The organism is Neoalteromonas flava, from assembly GCF_002807685.1.
Lineage (GTDB): Bacteria > Pseudomonadota > Gammaproteobacteria > Enterobacterales > Alteromonadaceae > Alteromonas_E > Alteromonas_E flava.
Window position 1 is genome coordinate 1 of the sequence record NZ_PEAX01000005.1, and the last position, 17,322, is coordinate 17,322.

At 46.0% G+C, this 17,322-nt stretch carries 14 protein-coding genes; 4 read left to right on the forward strand and 10 right to left on the reverse strand.

All coding sequences use genetic code 11. From position 1 onward, the window contains the following. Positions 1 to 248 precede the first annotated feature (248 nt). The 3 genes from glmS to glmU form a co-directional block, all read right to left on the reverse strand. Positions 249 to 2,081, reverse strand: coding sequence for a glutamine--fructose-6-phosphate transaminase (isomerizing) (gene glmS, locus CSH92_RS11960; protein WP_100657884.1), 1,833 nt, complete (start codon positions 2,079 to 2,081; stop codon positions 249 to 251). 1 nt (position 2,082) lies between these two features. Beyond that, positions 2,083 to 2,841, reverse strand: coding sequence for a DeoR/GlpR family DNA-binding transcription regulator (locus CSH92_RS11965; protein WP_338063740.1), 759 nt, complete (start codon positions 2,839 to 2,841; stop codon positions 2,083 to 2,085). Positions 2,842 to 3,003: 162 nt separating this feature from the next. Further along, a complete protein-coding gene (gene glmU, locus CSH92_RS11970) occupies positions 3,004 to 4,362 on the reverse strand; it encodes a bifunctional UDP-N-acetylglucosamine diphosphorylase/glucosamine-1-phosphate N-acetyltransferase GlmU (RefSeq protein ID WP_100657885.1) in 1,359 nt (452 codons plus the stop codon). 152 nt (positions 4,363 to 4,514) lie between these two features. Between glmU and CSH92_RS11975 the strand changes: the two genes are divergently transcribed. After that, on the forward strand, positions 4,515 to 5,945 hold the full coding sequence (locus tag CSH92_RS11975; RefSeq protein ID WP_100657886.1) for a diguanylate cyclase: 1,431 nt from the start codon (positions 4,515 to 4,517) through the stop codon (positions 5,943 to 5,945). A 22-nt stretch (positions 5,946 to 5,967) separates the two neighbouring features. Here CSH92_RS11975 and CSH92_RS11980 read toward each other — a convergent pair whose 3' ends face one another. The 3 genes from CSH92_RS11980 to CSH92_RS11990 are packed head-to-tail and all read right to left on the reverse strand — an operon-like array spanning position 5,968 to position 8,787. Then, positions 5,968 to 6,855: a DMT family transporter gene (locus CSH92_RS11980; protein WP_276307871.1), complete on the reverse strand. Its 888-nt coding sequence runs from the start codon at positions 6,853 to 6,855 to the stop codon at positions 5,968 to 5,970. A 23-nt stretch (positions 6,856 to 6,878) separates the two neighbouring features. Continuing rightward, on the reverse strand, positions 6,879 to 7,349 hold the full coding sequence (locus CSH92_RS11985; protein ID WP_276307872.1) for a methylated-DNA--[protein]-cysteine S-methyltransferase: 471 nt from the start codon (positions 7,347 to 7,349) through the stop codon (positions 6,879 to 6,881). 4 nt (positions 7,350 to 7,353) lie between these two features. Beyond that, positions 7,354 to 8,787 (reverse strand): Ada metal-binding domain-containing protein, encoded by a 1,434-nt coding sequence (locus CSH92_RS11990; protein WP_240612802.1) that lies wholly within the window; start codon positions 8,785 to 8,787, stop codon positions 7,354 to 7,356. 182 nt (positions 8,788 to 8,969) lie between these two features. On the opposite strand from CSH92_RS11990, the gene CSH92_RS11995 reads away from it, so the two are divergent. Then, positions 8,970 to 10,145, forward strand: a complete 1,176-nt coding sequence (locus CSH92_RS11995; RefSeq protein WP_420807513.1) for a serine hydrolase domain-containing protein — start codon at positions 8,970 to 8,972, stop codon at positions 10,143 to 10,145. Positions 10,146 to 10,148: 3 nt separating this feature from the next. On the opposite strand, the gene speA is transcribed toward CSH92_RS11995, so the two are convergent. The 3 genes from speA to CSH92_RS12010 are packed head-to-tail and all read right to left on the reverse strand — an operon-like array spanning position 10,149 to position 12,821. Then, positions 10,149 to 12,074, reverse strand: a complete 1,926-nt coding sequence (gene speA / locus CSH92_RS12000; protein ID WP_100657890.1) for a biosynthetic arginine decarboxylase — start codon at positions 12,072 to 12,074, stop codon at positions 10,149 to 10,151. A 55-nt stretch (positions 12,075 to 12,129) separates the two neighbouring features. Continuing rightward, positions 12,130 to 12,345: a helix-turn-helix transcriptional regulator gene (locus tag CSH92_RS12005; protein WP_100657891.1), complete on the reverse strand. Its 216-nt coding sequence runs from the start codon at positions 12,343 to 12,345 to the stop codon at positions 12,130 to 12,132. Between the two features lie 2 nt (positions 12,346 to 12,347). After that, positions 12,348 to 12,821 (reverse strand): hypothetical protein, encoded by a 474-nt coding sequence (locus CSH92_RS12010; RefSeq protein WP_100657892.1) that lies wholly within the window; start codon positions 12,819 to 12,821, stop codon positions 12,348 to 12,350. Between the two features lie 210 nt (positions 12,822 to 13,031). Between CSH92_RS12010 and CSH92_RS12015 the strand changes: the two genes are divergently transcribed. Further along, complete coding sequence (locus CSH92_RS12015; protein ID WP_100657893.1) at positions 13,032 to 15,896, forward strand: M14 family zinc carboxypeptidase; 2,865 nt, start codon at positions 13,032 to 13,034, stop codon at positions 15,894 to 15,896. A gap of 378 nt (positions 15,897 to 16,274) precedes the next feature. Next, positions 16,275 to 16,667, forward strand: coding sequence for a DUF3718 domain-containing protein (locus CSH92_RS12020; protein ID WP_100657894.1), 393 nt, complete (start codon positions 16,275 to 16,277; stop codon positions 16,665 to 16,667). 72 nt (positions 16,668 to 16,739) lie between these two features. On the opposite strand, the gene CSH92_RS12025 is transcribed toward CSH92_RS12020, so the two are convergent. Continuing rightward, positions 16,740 to 17,219, reverse strand: coding sequence for a DUF3224 domain-containing protein (locus tag CSH92_RS12025; RefSeq protein WP_205662176.1), 480 nt, complete (start codon positions 17,217 to 17,219; stop codon positions 16,740 to 16,742). Positions 17,220 to 17,322: the final 103 nt, after the last annotated feature.

Here is a 17,322-nt window from a genome sequence, read left to right on the forward strand (position 1 = left end):
GAAGCGGGCCAAAATGTATTAGTTTTCTATAAAAAGTGACTGTCTCCTTTTGGGAGGGACGATACGAGCCTTGAATGTCTGCTTTCTGTGATCTTGCTTTTTAACACCAATAAGTCACAACGACTGCAACTTGTCTGAAGGAGATCCTCGCCTGCGCGAGGATGACTGAAAAGAAGTTATCTTTCTGACCACTAGTTAAATTAAAAACCGCATTGTTCGACAGAAAAAAAAGGGCCTTTCGGCCCTTGTTATTCTACGGTGACAGACTTCGCCAGATTCCGTGGCTGGTCAACGTCAGTACCTTTGATTAGTGCCACATAATAGGACAATAATTGTAGAGGTACAGTGTAGATAATCGGTGCAATTGGTGCTTCACAGTGCGGTACATTGATTACGCGCATGGTGTCGTCACCTTGGAAGCGTGCATCTTTGTCAGCAAACACATACATGATGCCGCCACGAGCGCGCACTTCTTCAACATTCGACTTGAGTTTTTCTAGTAGCTCGTTGTTTGGCGCAACGACAATGACTGGCATTTCATCATCAATAAGCGCAAGTGGGCCGTGCTTGAGCTCACCTGATGCATAGGCTTCGGCATGGATGTAGGAGATTTCCTTCAACTTAAGCGCGCCTTCCATCGCAATTGGATATTGGTCACCACGGCCTAAGAATAAACTGTGATGTTTGTCGGCAAACTCTTCGGCCAGGTTTTCGATACCGCCCGTGAGCGCAAGGGTTTCCTCTAGTTTGCTTGGCAAACTATGCAAGCCTTTAAGGATGGACTGTCGCGCCGTTTCATCTAACCCGTTGTGCTCACCCAGGGCTAGGGTGAGTAACAAGAATGCTGTTAATTGGGTGGTAAATGCTTTGGTTGAGGCTACACCAATTTCTGCGCCAGCTTTGGTCATGTATGCAAGGTCAGATTCGCGCACCAATGAAGACCCCGGCACGTTACAAATAGTCAAAGTTGACATGTAACCGAGCTCTTTAGCTAAACGTAACGCTGCCAGAGTATCTGCCGTTTCACCGGATTGAGAAATAGTCACTAACAGGCTATTTGGGTGTACGACCGACTTGCGGTACCTAAATTCTGACGCTATCTCAACGTTACATGAGACATTCGCATATTGCTCTAACCAATAGCGCGCCGTCATACCCGCATGATAACTGGTACCGCATGCGATAATTTGAACATGCTTTACGTCTTTTAGGATCTCGTCAGCATTGTGACCAAACAAGTTGTCGGCAATGCCGGTTTCGGTTAAACGACCTTGCAGTGCATTACGCACCACGGTGGGTTGCTCATGGATCTCTTTCAACATGTAATGGCGATAGCCGCCTTTGTCGCCAGCGTCATGCTCAACGTTAGATTCAATGATCTCGCGCTCAACCGGCTCGCCATTCACATCATAAATTTTCACATCACGGCGCGTGACTTCCGCAACATCACCTTCTTCTAAGAAGATAAAACGACGCGTTACTGGGAGTAATGCTAGTTGGTCTGAAGCGATAAAGTTTTCGCCTAAACCTAAGCCAATCACTAACGGACTACCAGAGCGGGCGACCACAACTCGACTTGGATCTTGGGTGTCCATTATCACGGTGCCGTAAGCGCCGTGGAACTTCTTCACTGATTGCTGAACGGCTTCCAATAAGCTTGAAGATGATTTGAGAACTTCATTCACCGTATGCGCGATGGTCTCAGTGTCTGTATCACTGGAGAACGTGTAGCCTAGGTTGGTGAGCTCTTGGCGTAGATCGAGGTAATTCTCGATAATACCGTTATGCACAACTGCAATACGCTCAGTTGAGGTATGCGGGTGGGCGTTGTCTTCGGTTACACCACCGTGCGTTGCCCAGCGCGTGTGGGCGATACCGGTACTGCCGATACTATTGTCGGGTGTAACTGCATCAGCAAGCTCTTGCACTTTGCCAACGCGTCGAATACGGCTTAGGTCACCTGCTGAATTAAGCAATGCGACACCGGCAGAGTCATAACCTCGGTACTCCAGCCGTTTCAAACCCTCTAACAGGATCTCAACGACATTACGTTCCGCAACTGCTCCTACAATCCCACACATATTAATAGTCCTCGTTTGTTGCGCAGATGACTTCTACGCCATGTTCGTTAATTTGTGAAACCGATGCCTCATCAATGGTGTCATCGGTGATAAAAGTGGTAATACTCGACCAAGGCAATTCGACATTCGGGATCCGTCGATGCAACTTACTGGCTTCAGCCATAATCACTACCCGCGCTGAATTGGCCGCCATTACTTGACTTAAATTGGTTAATTCGTTGAATGTTGTCGTACCGCGTTCGCCGTCGACCCCAGCCGCACCGATAAATGCCACATCAAAATCATAGGCCGAGAGCATCTTTTCTGCCATTTGTCCTTGAAAAGATTGTGATTGAATGTCCCACGAGCCACCGCAACATAGTAATTTAGGTGGGGTCTCTGATTGGGAAAGGGTATTAGCAACGACCAGTGAATTTGTCATTACCACCAAATCGCTACGATCGATGAGATGGGGCAGCAAAGCCATAACAGTAGAGCCAGAGTCTAAAACGATACGGTCGCCTGATTGAATAAGTTTGGCGGCTTGCTCGGCGATACTTTTCTTTCGATTCGAAACATTATTGCTGATTTTAGTTTCGTTTTTGATTTTCACCGCACCACCAAATTGGCGCACGAGTTTATTAGCAGCTTCGAGTGTGCGTAGATCCTTTCGAATCGTAACCTCAGACGTGGCAAAGGTTTTAGAAAGGTCGTCAACCGAAACTCGGCCCACGCGATCAAGCTGATCGAGGATCGATTGTTGTCGTTGAAGGGTACTCACTCGGGCCAAAACAAACACCTTTAATTACGAAGTGAAAGCAATATACCTTTCAAAACGAAATAAACAAGTATTAAATCGAAACTAATGGTATTGTTTTTGATAACTTTGTTGAAGGCAAAGAAAAAGGCGCCTCAGCGCCTTTAATTAATCTCCAAAATGAATTTACTTTTTCGTTGGGCGTTGCCAGCCTTCGATATTGCGCTGTTTGGCGCGTGCGATGGTCAACTGGTTGTCTGTGACATCTTTAGTAACAACAGAGCCTGCGCCCACCGTTGCGGTAGCACCAATGTTCACAGGTGCGACTAACGATGAGTTCGATCCGATGAAGGCATTATCGCCAATGGTGGTTTTGGATTTATTTACGCCATCATAATTACAAGTAATGGTGCCAGCACCGATATTGGCGTTTTCTCCCACTATCGTATCGCCAAGGTAAGTTAAGTGATTGGCTTTCGAACCTTTGCCTAAGATGGTCTTTTTCATTTCAACAAAGTTACCGACTTTGGCTCCTTGATGCATCACTGCACCTGGACGCAAGCGGGCAAATGGCCCAATAGCGCAGGCTTCTCCCACTTTTGCATCTTCGATAATAGAGTTGGCTTCGATGACGGTGTTATCTCCAACTTCACAGTCGATTAATACACAGTTGGCGCCAATCTTTACATTATTGCCAAGCACTACGCGACCTTGTGCAACAAAATTGATGTCTATCTGTACATCATTACCAACGATTAGCTCGCCGCGCACGTCAAAGCGTGCAGGATCAGCCAATGACGCACCGGACAACATGGCTGTCTCCGCCTGCTCTAATTGATAGGCCCGCTCTAACGCGGCCAATTGAACGCGGTTGTTTACGCCTTCAACTTCAAACACTTTTTCCGGGTGAGCAGCGCGAATTTGTTTGCCTTCATTCGCGGCCATCGCAATAACATCAGTAAGATAATACTCGCCTTGTGCATTGTTATTACTGAGTTGTCCTAACCAGCGTTTTAGATCAGTGGCAGGAATAACCATCATGCCAGTATTGATTTCTTTAATTTGACGTTGCTCGTCTGTGGCGTCTTTATGTTCGACGATGGCGGTGACATTATCACCATCACGGATGATACGGCCCATACCTGTGGCGTCGTCTAATTCTACAGTGAGAAGTGCAAGGTCAGCTTCGGCTTTCGCGGCTAGTAAGCGCTGCAACGTGGTTGGCTTGATCAGTGGTGCATCACCCACCAAAATTAGCACGTCATCGCCGTCGACGAGCTGGTCGGCGGCTTGCTGCACGGCGTGACCGGTACCCAATTGCTTGGCTTGTAGGCACCAATTCATGTTCTTACCGGTAACCGTTTGTTTGAGCATGTCAGCACCATGCCCATAGACCAAGTTGACACTGTCGGCGCCGATCTGCTCTACGGTATTGATAATCCGTTGCACCATAGGGACTCCCGCAATTGGGTGGAGTACTTTGGGAAGTGCCGACTTCATCCGTGTGCCTTTACCTGCTGCAAGAATTACTACTGATAACGCCATAACAAAATTCCTTTAATTCATTGCCGCGAAGTTTAGCGAACATTGGCTAAATTGTCAGCGCTGAATTGCGCGAAACCTTAAGCATGCTATTATCGAAGAGAGTTCTAAGTGGTGGCTACGTTGTCAACGTCATTCTAAGGAGCAGTTGGTAAGTGAGTATTTTTAGAACACTTCATCGCAGTATTTTAGTGCTATTTGCGGTTGTTATTTTTGCAATAGTGACCTTGGTGCATTTTAGCATTAGCAAGATTGTCGCTGAGCAAAGCCGCGCTCAACAAGCATCCATGTCTCCCGCGATTGACTTGGTTGTTGATCAACTCATTAAACCCCTACACATTGCAGAAACCCTGAGTAAGTCCAGAGAGCTCATCGAGTTAATGGATATAGCAGAGGGAGAAAGTATCGATAAGACTAAAGCGTTGGCGATGTTAAAACGTTTAGAGTCTGAGTTTGATATGATTTTCTTTATTGCCAGTGAGCCGCAGCGTAAACAAATTAACTCCGATGGTTCTGAGTTGGCACTTATCGAAGGGGAAGTTAGCTGGTATTTCAAGTATAAAGATGGGCCACGCGATGCAGTTGCCGACATTGGTAAGTGGGAAGATACCCATTTTTATATTGACCTTAAAATTTTTAATGACGACGGCAAATTTCTCGGTTTTTTTGGCGTCGGTAAAGCATTGAATAGTTTCATTAGCGTGTTTGATAATTATAAGCGCGAACACGGTTATGATTTTATCTTCGTCGATACCAATGATGACATCATGTTGTCCTCAGATCCCTCTTTGCTGGCGGAGAACTCCCAGTTCAAAAACTTAACGCAATTACCTTGGTACGTGAGTTTGGACGATGAAGTTAAAGCCAATAAAAAACTCAATAATTTGTTAGTGACGGTAGCCGAAAAGGACCACTTGATTGCGGAGATCGAGTTAGGGCAGTTTGATTGGACGCTTTATCTGCTGAGCCCACTCAATGCAAGACAAACCGAAATATCGAGAGGTTTTGTTGCCAGTGTGGTTACTTTGTTGGTGGTTATTTTTGCGCTCTTCTTGGTTATTTATAATATTTTGTATTATTTCCGCAAAGATATGCACGGTAGTCGTTTACAAATTACGCCAGCACGATTACCTGATCGTTTGGCAATTGAAGAGAAATACAACGAACTGATTGATAAGAAGCATGCGGTTGCTGTGATCATTATCGATATCGATAATTTTACCAGTATTAATGATACGTTTGGTCGCAATGTCGGCGACGAAATTCTCGAAAGCTTTACCGGATTTATTGTCAGCCGTGTGCGCGAGAGAGACATCGTTGGCCGCTGGAGCAGTGAAGAATTTATTATTTTATTGCCAGATACAGGGCCGCATGAGGCATTTGATATCGCTCAATCGCTGCGCCAGGGCGTTGGGGATATACAACCGCCCAATAGCCATAAAGGTTTAGTCCTGTCTGCCTCTTTTGGGGTTTCTTATACGGCGGTTCCGCGGCCGATGAATGAGATTACAGCGAATGCCGATGATGCGCTATATCAAGCCAAACGTGATGGTAATAATGTGGTGCGTATGCAACTTGCTGAATAGCGAGTAAAACAGCATAACGTTATCAATACGTTGTTTTCGAGTGGTGCCGCAATCGGTCCCATAGCCCATTGGTTAGGGCAACCCCAATCAGAATGCAAAGCCCACCCACGTAGACTGAGAAAGATAACCGCTCGGTTAAAAAGATAGCGCCCCAGATAACCCCGAATAAGGGTACAAGATAGGCCACGGTAATTGCCTTGGAAGGGCCTATCGTCGCAATCAAATCGAAATATAGAATATACGCAACACCAGTACACAATAATGCCAAGGCTAATGCCTGCGACCAGGCGTTGACGCTAATTGATGTTTCAGGCCAAGTGAAAATAGCGATTGGCAGTAAGAATAATGACGCGAACAACTGGCTCCCTGCCGCCACAGCTAACGGTTTTACGCCTTGCATACGGCGTTTCATATAACTTGCTGACAAGCCGTAGCAAAAGGTCGCAGCCAGTGCTGTTGCGATGGGTAAAAGACCTACGTCACCAAAGGTTAACTTAGCCCAGCTGATCTGAATAACGCCAGAAAATCCTATGCACAGGCCTATAAAAGCTGAGCGTGATAGCCGTTCTGACAACCACGCAAATGCGATTAACGCCCCAAACATTGGTGCTGTGGCATTTAAAATTGAGTTGTACCCGGCCTCCAAATGCAGCGAGCTATAATTAAATAAGCAAAAAGGGATGGCAGTATTCACCAAGCCTACAAAGGCAATATCTCGCCAGTGTTGAATGGCATCTCGCCATTGTTTTGCCAAAACCACAAAAGGGAGAAGAAAAAGCGTAGCTAATACAGTTCTAACCTCAACCAATGCGTAAACGCCAAACTCAGGGGTTGCAGTGCGCATAAACAGAAACGATGAGCCCCAAATGGCGCCAAGGAGAAAAAGTTTAATGGTACTGAGTGTGTGCACTGAACTATGCCTTTATGGTTTAACTAGGTTATCAACTGATTCATTTGCTGCGCTTCTAACTGTAATAGCCAGGCTTTGCGCTCAAGTCCGCCAGCATAGCCAACCAAGCGTTTATTCTGTCCGATCACGCGATGGCAGGGAACGATTATACTAATCGGGTTTTTGCCGTTAGCCGCCCCTACCGCTCTGCACGCTTGAGGATTACCTATTGCAAGCGCGATATTACTATAACTGACTGATTCACCATAAGGGATTTGTTGCAATGCCCGCCATACTTTGTGCTGAAACTGCGTCCCGGTAGGCGCTAATGGTAACTGGAAATGTTGACGTTGGGCGGCAAAGTATTCCTTTAACTGATTGATTCCGAGCGCAGTAATTGAATTGGGATGTGCTGTACGCGTGCTTTCAACAAAGAGTACTGAAGTAATTGCTGCGGTATTCGCGCAGATCTCAAGAGTGCCGATAGGGGTGGTAAGGTAATCGTGAGCAAGCATTGGATTAATCCTGTTTTCCAGCATTGGCACGTTGCCAAAGTTGTAGGGTTAAGTAACTGCGCCAAGGGGCGCTTAGGTTCGGTTCGAGATCCAACTCTTTGAGCTGGCGCGCTATGATTAAATCGGTGTCCAGCAATACATCAGGCTCGGAATTACCACGCATGCGAATGTAATTATGCGTCCACTGCCCGACTCCTTTAACGGCTATAATTGCATCGGGCGAGGGAGGAGAAGAGTTATCAAACAGCGTAGCCAATTGTTTCAGTGTTTGTTTACGTGCATTCGGCATGCGCAAAATATTATCATCTAAGGCGCAAATCTGTGCAGGTGAAGGAAATGATGAATGAGCTTCCAGGGCATCAGAATTTTGTAGCGCATTCACGATGCTCTGAAGCTGCTTAATTGCCGCGCTTACGCTAATTTGTTGCCCTACAACAGCGCGACATGCTGCTTCAAAAGGACTCCACACGCCCGGTAACCGTATACCTTGCGTAATATCATCTTCACTGAGTCCACTGGCGCGCAAACTTGCGTGAATGACTAGTGGGTTTGCATCCAAATCTAACACCCGGCGCAAATTACTGATCACTCCGACTAGGTGATTTAAATTAGTCAAACGTAGCGTGACCGAAAAGCTATTTTTATGCCCTTGATGTGTCGCGGTGACACGCGATATGCCAGTTTCCCCAGGACTTTGAAAGTAACGTGAATAACTGTCTTCAGTGACTTGCTCAAGCGGAGCAATTGCGCGCAATGAGAGAAAATCGCGCATCCCTTTCCAGTCATAGGGTGGGCGATAACTCAGTTCAACCTGAATCTCCTCACTGGCCTGAATGGTGCGATTCCGGCGAATTTGCGAAGGGCTGATAGCGAGTTTATTCCGCATATGGGTTTGTAAGCTACGACTGCTATTGAAGCCGACGGCTTGAGCAATATCTTCGACGGACAATTGGGTTTGATGTAGCAATTGTTTGGCATTTAATAATTGCGAGTGCAATTTGAATTGTTTTGGACTGAGCTGCATGTGACGGCGCAAAAGCTGGTGAAAATAGCGTTCCGTGATCCCCAGCTTTTCAGCAATATCTGAAATGCTCAAATGGGGCTCGTGCTGGAGTAACCTAAGCCCTCGCTCTACAGTTGTATCCTTACCTTTCCATGCGTTCGAGCCGGGCGCACTATCTGGTCGGCAGCGTAAACACGGGCGGTATCCCGCTTGAATTGCCTGCTGGCGAATTGGGAAATACTCTACATTTTCTTCTAAAGGCAGATTGGCCGGGCAGATTGGACGACAAAATATACCCGTTGATTTAACCGCAACATAGAACAGCCCATCAAAGCGCGGGTCGCGTGACAGGCGGGCTGATTGATATTGCAGATGTTGTGTATGCGTTATCATGAGGCTTTTGATATCAACGTGAATGGCGAGAGTGTAGCGCAAAAATTACCGTTTAATGCGAAGAAATCGGAATTCAATGCTGACGCGTTTTGAAACAAATTTCCGTCGCGAAAATTTGCTTTCATTACCCAGCGACAACATAATCTACCTCCGCAGATTTTCGCGTAAGGTTGTAGTTAAAAACCATGTTGAAAAGGGTTTTGCCAGATTGGCCGCAATACAATGTGCTTACATCACTGACTCTACGTCGCTTGAGTGCGTTGGTGTGGGTAGGTACAAGCCTGTTATTGTGCCTGAACTCAGCGTATGGTCAGCCCGCGCCAAGCTGGCTTTCAGCGTATACCGCAGATGTGCAGTCGCGCGCAAGTACCCTCAATATTCCCGGTTACGCGCTGGTTTACTATCAACAAGGTGAACAACCTGTCATTGTAACTCAAGGTAAAACGCATCGACGTGGGCAAGCGATTGATAAAGACACGGTGTTCAGATTGGCATCGGTGTCTAAAACTTTCACTGGGGTGCTGATGGCTAAATTGGTCGAGCAAAAGCAGCTTAACTGGAATACGCAATTAACCCAATTAGTGAGTCAACAGAATTTCAATACCCCTAATACAGCGTCTATCCAGCTTGAACACTTGCTGGGTCAATCCAGCGGTTTTATGCCCAATGCCTATGATAATTTAATTGAGGCTGATTACCCACTCAAGCGGGTATTAGGACAATTGGCTGACTTGGAGCCATTGTGCGCGCCCGGTGATTGTTATACCTATCAAAATGCATTGTTTGGTACTTTAGAACATTACTTCTCGAGTCAAAATACCTCCTATCATCGACAACTACAGACACACCTTTTCACCCCGCTGGATATGCAAAATGCCAGTGCAGGAAAGGGGGCGTTAATGGGAGCGACGCGTTGGGCGCGCCCGCACATTGCGATTGCTAAGGATCGCTGGCGCGAGGGTGTCGTGGAAAATAATTATTATCGTTTTGCGCCTGCGGCAGGTGTTAACGCCAGTATTCAGGATTTGTTGATTTATCTACAAGCTATGTTGGCTGAATACCCAGATGTTGTGTCTGATAACATGATAACTGAAGTGGCAACACCGCGAGTCCGCACCACGCGTGAACTTTATCGACGTGGTTGGCGCGAACATCTCAAAGATGCACATTATGGCTTGGGTTGGCGGATCTATGATTTTGCCGGGCATCGCTTGGTCTATCATGGCGGGTGGGTGAAGGGGTATCGTGCCGATATCAGTTTTTCCCCCGATACCGGCGCTGCCTACGCAATGTTAATGAATGCTGAAAGCAATCTGATTAATTACACCACGGCCGAGTTTTGGGCGGCCTACTTTAAACACTATAAGCAGCCCACGGTTGCGGCAACAACCTCGCCCTAACTACTAGCTGGTTTTTAAATAGGTATAACCAGCTAAGCAACTTTCATAAAAGTCAGTCCAGCGTACACCTTCGCGTGGTTTCATCCCGCCATTAGCGACATGCTTATCGATCAGCCGCTTAACGTCAGTAGCCATGGCTTGCGGGTTATATTGCATCACACTGAGCACATCGTTGACGGATGAACCTTTGACCACTTCCTCAATGTAGAAATCTTGCGGATCATCGTCATAACTAAATATGTGAACTTCGTTTAGGCGTCCAAATAGATTATGCATATCACCCATCACATCCTGGTAGGCCCCAGTCAAAAATAATCCGACGTGATAGGGTTCGCCCTTCTTCAGTGGGTGCACGGGCAATACGTCAGCGATGCCACGCTCGATAGTGAACTGATCCAATTTACCGTCGCTGTCACAGGTAATGTCAACCAACGAGCAGTTCACGGTAGGCTCTTCGTCCATACGGGTCAGCGGAACAACCGGAAGCAGCTGGTCGATGGCCCAGGTATCTGCTGCGGACTGAAACACTGAGAAATTACACAGGTATTGTGAGGAGAGGTTGTAATCAAGCTCTTGTAACTCTTCTGGCACAAAATCAACGGAGCGGAAGCGGCGCTGCAACTCTTCCATGATCAGCCAATACAATGTCTCAATTTTACCCAATTCCTCTAATGAAACGACCCGCAACTTAAATGCATCGACGGCCTTTTCTTTATATTCAGAGGCATCGTTAAATACTTCTTGTAAATTGGGGTGGTTATCCAACGATTCATATAAGTCGCGGATGTTGCTGACCAATATATGCTCGCCTTCGACGCTGGTAGTATCGATTTGAGCACTGTTTGAGCGGATTTCGCCAACAATCTCGGTGATCACACAGCTGTGATGAGCCGTGATCGCGCGACCACTTTCACTAACCAATGTAGGGTGCGGAACGCCCTCAAGATCACAAACCTCTTTCATTCCGTAAACGACGTCAGCGACATATTCATGCATGGTATAGTTGCGTGAGGAGTCGTTGGTCGATTTACTGCCATCATAGTCAATACCAAGACCGCCGCCAACATCGACATATTCTAAGGCAAACCCCATTTTATGCAGTTCAGCATAGATCCGGGCGCCTTCGCTGATGGCTTCTTTAACCGAACGGATATCGGTTAATTGACTACCGATATGGAAGTGAAGAAGTTTAAGGCAATGCCCTAATCCCTGCTCTTCTAGGTAGCGTGCAGTTTTAATGATTTCTGTGATGGTAAGGCCGAATTTGGCTCTGTCACCACCTGAGCCCTCCCACTTGCCGCGGCCTTTTACCGTCATTTTTGAGCGGACACCAATATTGGGTTCAATATCGAGTTCTTTGGCAATTTTTACCAGCAGCAAAAGCTCACTGTATTTTTCTACTACAACCATGACCTTGCGGCCTAGCTTAGTACCGAGCAAAGCAAGGCGCATAAATTCTTCGTCTTTATAACCGTTTAATATCGTCAACGAATCTTGATTAGTGTTGTACGCTAAAACAGTAATAAGCTCTGCTTTTGAGCCAGCTTCGAGGCCATAGTTGAAAGGGGTGCCAGCATCAACAATCTCTTCAACGACTTCGCGCATTTGATTAACTTTGACCGGGTACACACCATTGTACTGGCCTTGATAATTAGCCTCTGCAATGGTGCTGTTAAAGGCTTTATTTAATGCTTCAACTTGAGTCCGTAACACGTCATGAAAACGCACAACCACTGGGAATTGCACACCTTCCTGTTTAATTTCTTCGATAACGGCTTGGAAGTCGATGCGCATCTCTGGGTTTTCAGGATCAGGTGTTACTTGCACATTGCCATTTTCACCAATATGAAAGTAGCCACCACCCCAGCGAGATACGCCGTAGATACGTTCGGCGTCTTCAATAGACCATTTGCGTTTCGCGTTTGACACTCGAGTTCCTTTATTAATCCGCGCAGTGGATTCTAGCTGCGCATAAAAACCGTAATTATAACGAGGAATCTGGCGTATACCAAAACACTTCGTCGATCTGCTTGGCAAATACCAAGGCAATCTTGAAAGCAACCTCTAACGATGGGGAATATCGCCCTTTTTCGATCGCCATGATCGTTTGACGCGTTACCCCTACAGCCTCAGCTAATTGCGACTGGGTCATCTCATCAGCAAAAAATCGACATTCACGTACCTTGTTGTGCAAGGGCATTGCTAAACCCCCAAACGATATTCTTTAAGCATAAACCCAAAGCGAAACACTTCCGCCAATAATGCGCTGAAAAGCAATATGTTTACTTCAATAAAGGGTATGTTAAAACTACTTGAATATGTGGCTCGACCGAAATGTTCAACCCACAATAGATGACCGATAGTCATAATGACTCCAGTAAATAAAATGGTGTACGCAACATTGGTTGCTTGCAAAGCAATTGCTCTATCGCGCTCATCGCCCTGCTGTTCAGTCTTTTTCGGATGAGCCATGGCCAACACTGCATGAAAAACTGATTCAACGATAATCACCGCAATTACTGCTGTCGTTATCATCTGTAATATCAATTCTTGTTTATCTACCAATGGTGCGCTGCTGGTGTGCAAACTATAAAGTCCAATGGCGTAGTCGCCCCAAATATAGACAACCACAGCTAAGGATATCCACGCGCTTTTTTCTGAAAATGACATGTTCATAACGATCCCTAAAAAGCTTAGTTGACGCAGATTGTTTGTTTTTTCTAACTACATGTCAATAATATTTAACATTGTGTTACACTTTGTATTCATTAAGTACGAAAATTCACTTACTACGCGATTAGCTGCGCGCATTTGCTATAAACATCATTGCACCGTGGTCATACTGCCGTTATGGTTGGATAACTTTCTTTAATTCAGTGAGTTAGTATGCAACGTATAATTGTTTGTTTAATCGCATTTTGGGTAGTGTTGATTGTTAGCGCACCCACAGCGAATGCTTCTCTATTAATGAAGCCTGCCCCCAACCCTGCTCTCAACTATGCGGGAAAAATTCTCGAAGGGGATTATCGACAGGACATCACTCACCCTGATGAGGTTTTAGGCTTTGCGGTGGGACAACGGGTAGCAACACCCGATCAGATCATGCAAGCAATCGATATATGGGCTAAGCAGTCTGATCGCTTGCGCGTCATTGAATACGCGCGCAGTCATGAGGGACGTCCATTGTATGCGGTCCTTATCTCCTCACCAAAGTTGCTAGCACAGGAAACAGACATCTTACAAAAAGTAGATGCGCTGGCAGATCCACGAAAGACCTCCGATACCGAGGCTGAAAAACTGATCCGTGAATTACCAGCAATAGCATGGATGGCATATTCCATTCACGGTAATGAAACTTCGGGAGCAGATGCTGCACTAGCCGCCATCTATCACCTTATTGCAGCCCAAGATCAAGCCACCGCAGATATGCTTGAGGACATGGTTGTAGTCATCGACCCTATTATGAACCCTGATGGTCGAGCCCGATTTGCTAAGTCGCTTGAGCAATATCGTGGGACTGCACCAAACATCGATGATCAGTCGTTGTTGCATCAGGGAGATTGGCCTTACGGTAGAACCAATCATTACTTTTTTGATTTGAACCGCGACTTCTTCTATTTAACTCAACCTGAAACGCAAGGTCGAGTAAAGCTAATCAATCGTTGGCGTCCACAATTAATGATCGACGGGCATGAAATGGGCGCACAGGATACCTATCTAATGGGCCCGCCAAGACAACCTTTAAATACTAATATTAGCGCTAGCTTGCAAGAATGGGCGAAGGTATTTGCCCGTGATCAAGGCGCAGCGTTTGATCAGCGGAGCTGGCGTTACTATACCGGTGAATGGTTTGAAAACTGGTATCCAGGCTATTCAAATTACGCAGAATACCGCGGTAGCATGCATATCTTATACGAACAGTCGCGAATGGCTGAGGATGGGGTAAAGCGACCAGAAGGTACGGTGCAAACCTACATGGAGTCAGTACACCATCAATTTGTGAGTACGATCGTGAATTTACAAACCCTCGCGCAGCATTCAGACGCTATGTATGCAGACTACTGGCAGGCACGCAAAGAGAATGTTGCCAAGAAGGGTCCATACGCTAACAAGACTTACATTATCCAAGCGACTGACAACCAGAGTCGGTTAAGCGCATTTGTTGACAAGTTACAGGCGCAAGATATCGAAGTATACGTGGCAACGAAATTGTTTACGGCAGAAGATGCTGTTGATCAGCTCGGTCAGGTCAATGACGTCGAGATCCAAAAGGGCAGCCTGATCATTCGCAATCGTCAGCCTGAAGCTCGCTTATTGGCTGCGATCATGGAGTTTGACGCGCAAGTAAGTGCGGAAGTATTGCGCGAGGAGCGGCAAAAATTGCTGCGCAGTGGTCAGTCGATCATGTATGACACCACTGCCTGGAATTTAAGCATGATGTATGGGCTTGAGGCATATGAGGTGCCTGAGCATATTGATGGCAATATTGTGCAATATACTGCGCCGGGCATTACCCATAGTCTCGCTGATAATGCTATCGCTTGGTCAGTCAATGGCGCCGATGATAACGCCCTGGGTTTTGCTGCGCAGTTGATGGAGCAGGGAATTCAGGTTCGCGTTGCTGATAAACAAACAACGTTTAATCAACGCAGTATTGCGCGTGGCTCGGTGTTTGTAACGCGTATGGATAATTTAACCCAAACCGATCTCGAAGCTACATTACTCTCTATGGCAGATAAGTTTTCCTTGGGGTTAAGCGCGCATACCAGCGGTTTTGGCGAGGGTGATTTGCCTGACTGGGGAGGTCGCCACTTTAAACTGTTGCAGCAGCCGAGAATTGGTTTACTAAGCCACGGTAATGTGAGCAGCTATGATGTAGGTGCTACTTGGTGGGGAATAGACAGCTACTTAGGCCTGAGTCATAGTCAGGTTAACATTAATATGCTCACGCGCATCGATTTGCGCCGTTATAACGTTTTGATCCTGCCGGTCACGTTTGGCAAATTGGAAGACAGTCATATTAGTGCTTTGAATGAGTGGATTAAACAAGGCGGTACACTGATTGCGCATGGCGCAAGTGCAGGAAAATTAGCTAAGAATGAGGGGGCTAGTCGGGTACGTCAGATCCACGAAACCTTTGATAAAGCCAGTGAGTACAATATTGCTTTGCAACGGGAGTGGTTAGCCAGTTACGGCGATATCGATCTATCAGCCACACAATCACATACGTTACCTGCGGATGTCAGCTATCCGTGGACGGGAGCAGAAAAATCCCCTAGCAAAGACTTACTCAAACAGCATGATGATTGGCAGAAGCTCTTTATGCCTCGCGGCGCAATGGTCGCCGGACGCACTGACCAAGAGCATTGGCTAACCTTTGGTGTCAACTCGGTATTGCCTTTGCTGTACGGCAGACAACCTGTTCTTATGGCCGCTGATGGCGTCGACAGCGTGGTGCGGGTCGGAGTTTACGTTGATGCTAAGACTAGCGAAGAGTCGCTTACCAGCTGGTATACCCAACCGAATGATACAACAACGGTTGTACGCATGAGCGGTTTGCTATGGCCCGAAGCAGCGCAGCGTATTGCACACTCGGCCTATGTTACGCGTGAGAAAGCGGGTAAAGGGCAGGTTATTTTGTTTTCAGGACAACCTAATTTCCGCGGTGCAACGCGCGGCGTGAATCGTATCTTATTGAATGCTATCGTTTTTGGTCCGGGATTTGGAACAAGCCCTTACGTTGAATTATAACGTTTAATTTTGGGAGACTTATCCTGATACAGAATTAAATAGCTATTTTTATATGTTTTGTTGTCGACAGAAGGGCCTGAAAAAGGCCCTTTTTTTATGCAAAAAGCATTATTTTCACGCTTTATTAAAAATAGTTTTGTCGTGATGATCGCCCGCATTACGACAGGTTGAGTCATTTCTATACTTAAAATATATTCATATAAAACAGTAACCTAAGTTTATTTTCAGGAGGGTTTTTAGCGCCAAATTTAGTTGGTTAAAATTTAACCGGTATTAAAAAGTATACCTATGTATAAGCCTGTTTATTTTGTGAACAGTAGGCTTAGTGTTTAATGCGCTCGTTTTCAAACATTACCAAACAATTTAGAGGAAAATATCATGTTGAAAAGTGTAATTTCTGTAGCAATAGTAGCAGCATCTTTAGGTTTCACTAACACTGCATCTGCAAGCGTTGAAAATGAGTTACAAAACATCTGCACAATTGTACAAGCGGATGACAAAGGCCAGCTACGCAAGAAAATGTCTAGCGTTGAAAAGAACTTCAGCTTGAAGCTGCAAGATTACTACAACGGTATCTCATGTGGTGGTAACAGCTTGATCCGCACTGCGTTTTTATCAGGTGCAGTAGAATCAGGTTCGCTACTTGTGAAAAAAATGCCGAAGAGCCAATTGAATGCACCAGAGGCTGATGGTTTAACCTTGCGCGCTTGGGTGTCAGAAAATGGTCTTATGGACTCTCCTATCGCTAGCGTACTAAACGAGCGTATCTAAGCTGATAGTCGCAACATAATCTGTAATAAGAGCCCGCTTTATGCGGGCTTTTTTATTACGGTTTCCGGAAGGTTAAATTTGGTAGTGCAGAGAATAAAAGTGTTGCCCTTCGCGGATATCAATTTCCATGTAACCGGAAATACCGGTTAACTCCCCAGTACCTGAATCAGCAATAATGGTTATCGACAAGTGTTGTTCACCGGCAGCCATCGAACCTGAGTGCTGCATTACAAAAGTACCTTTTTGCCCATTTAGCTCACCATCAATGGTTTCTATTGCAACATATCCGGCAGAACCTTCGACGTGTGTGCGGTGGCTTAACATTTGGCCAGTCCCGCTGGCAGAGAAGTCGCCGGTATAACTCTTATCGATAAGCAATCGACCTGCATTATTGGTTAGATCTTTTTGTGGTTGAAGCTGGACGTTGAATTGTCCTTTCGCTGTTTGCATAGGTGAGCCTTTTTCGTAAGTGGCGGCGTCGATATTTTGCGTTAATCCAAATAATCCAATAATTAACAGGGTCGCCAAACATTTCGCTAGAGAACGTCGCATTTATTGCACCGGTTTCAAATTGATAAAACAACTGTATAAATAAACAGCTTTATTTGCAATATTTTTGTTTGACCTTAGAGTATGCTCTAAGGTCTATAATCAA

Coding starts and splice junctions, on each gene's coding strand:
- glmS (WP_100657884.1), bottom strand. CDS start 2,081: ATGTGTGGGATTGTAGGAGCAGTTGCGGAACGTAATGTCGTTGAGATC.
- glmU (WP_100657885.1), bottom strand. CDS start 4,362: ATGGCGTTATCAGTAGTAATTCTTGCAGCAGGTAAAGGCACACGGATG.
- CSH92_RS11985 (WP_276307872.1), bottom strand. CDS start 7,349: ATGCTTGCTCACGATTACCTTACCACCCCTATCGGCACTCTTGAGATC.
- CSH92_RS12005 (WP_100657891.1), bottom strand. CDS start 12,345: ATGCCCTTGCACAACAAGGTACGTGAATGTCGATTTTTTGCTGATGAG.
- CSH92_RS12010 (WP_100657892.1), bottom strand. CDS start 12,821: ATGAACATGTCATTTTCAGAAAAAAGCGCGTGGATATCCTTAGCTGTG.
- CSH92_RS12015 (WP_100657893.1), top strand. CDS start 13,032: ATGCAACGTATAATTGTTTGTTTAATCGCATTTTGGGTAGTGTTGATT.
- CSH92_RS12020 (WP_100657894.1), top strand. CDS start 16,275: ATGTTGAAAAGTGTAATTTCTGTAGCAATAGTAGCAGCATCTTTAGGT.
- CSH92_RS12025 (WP_205662176.1), bottom strand. CDS start 17,219: ATGCGACGTTCTCTAGCGAAATGTTTGGCGACCCTGTTAATTATTGGA.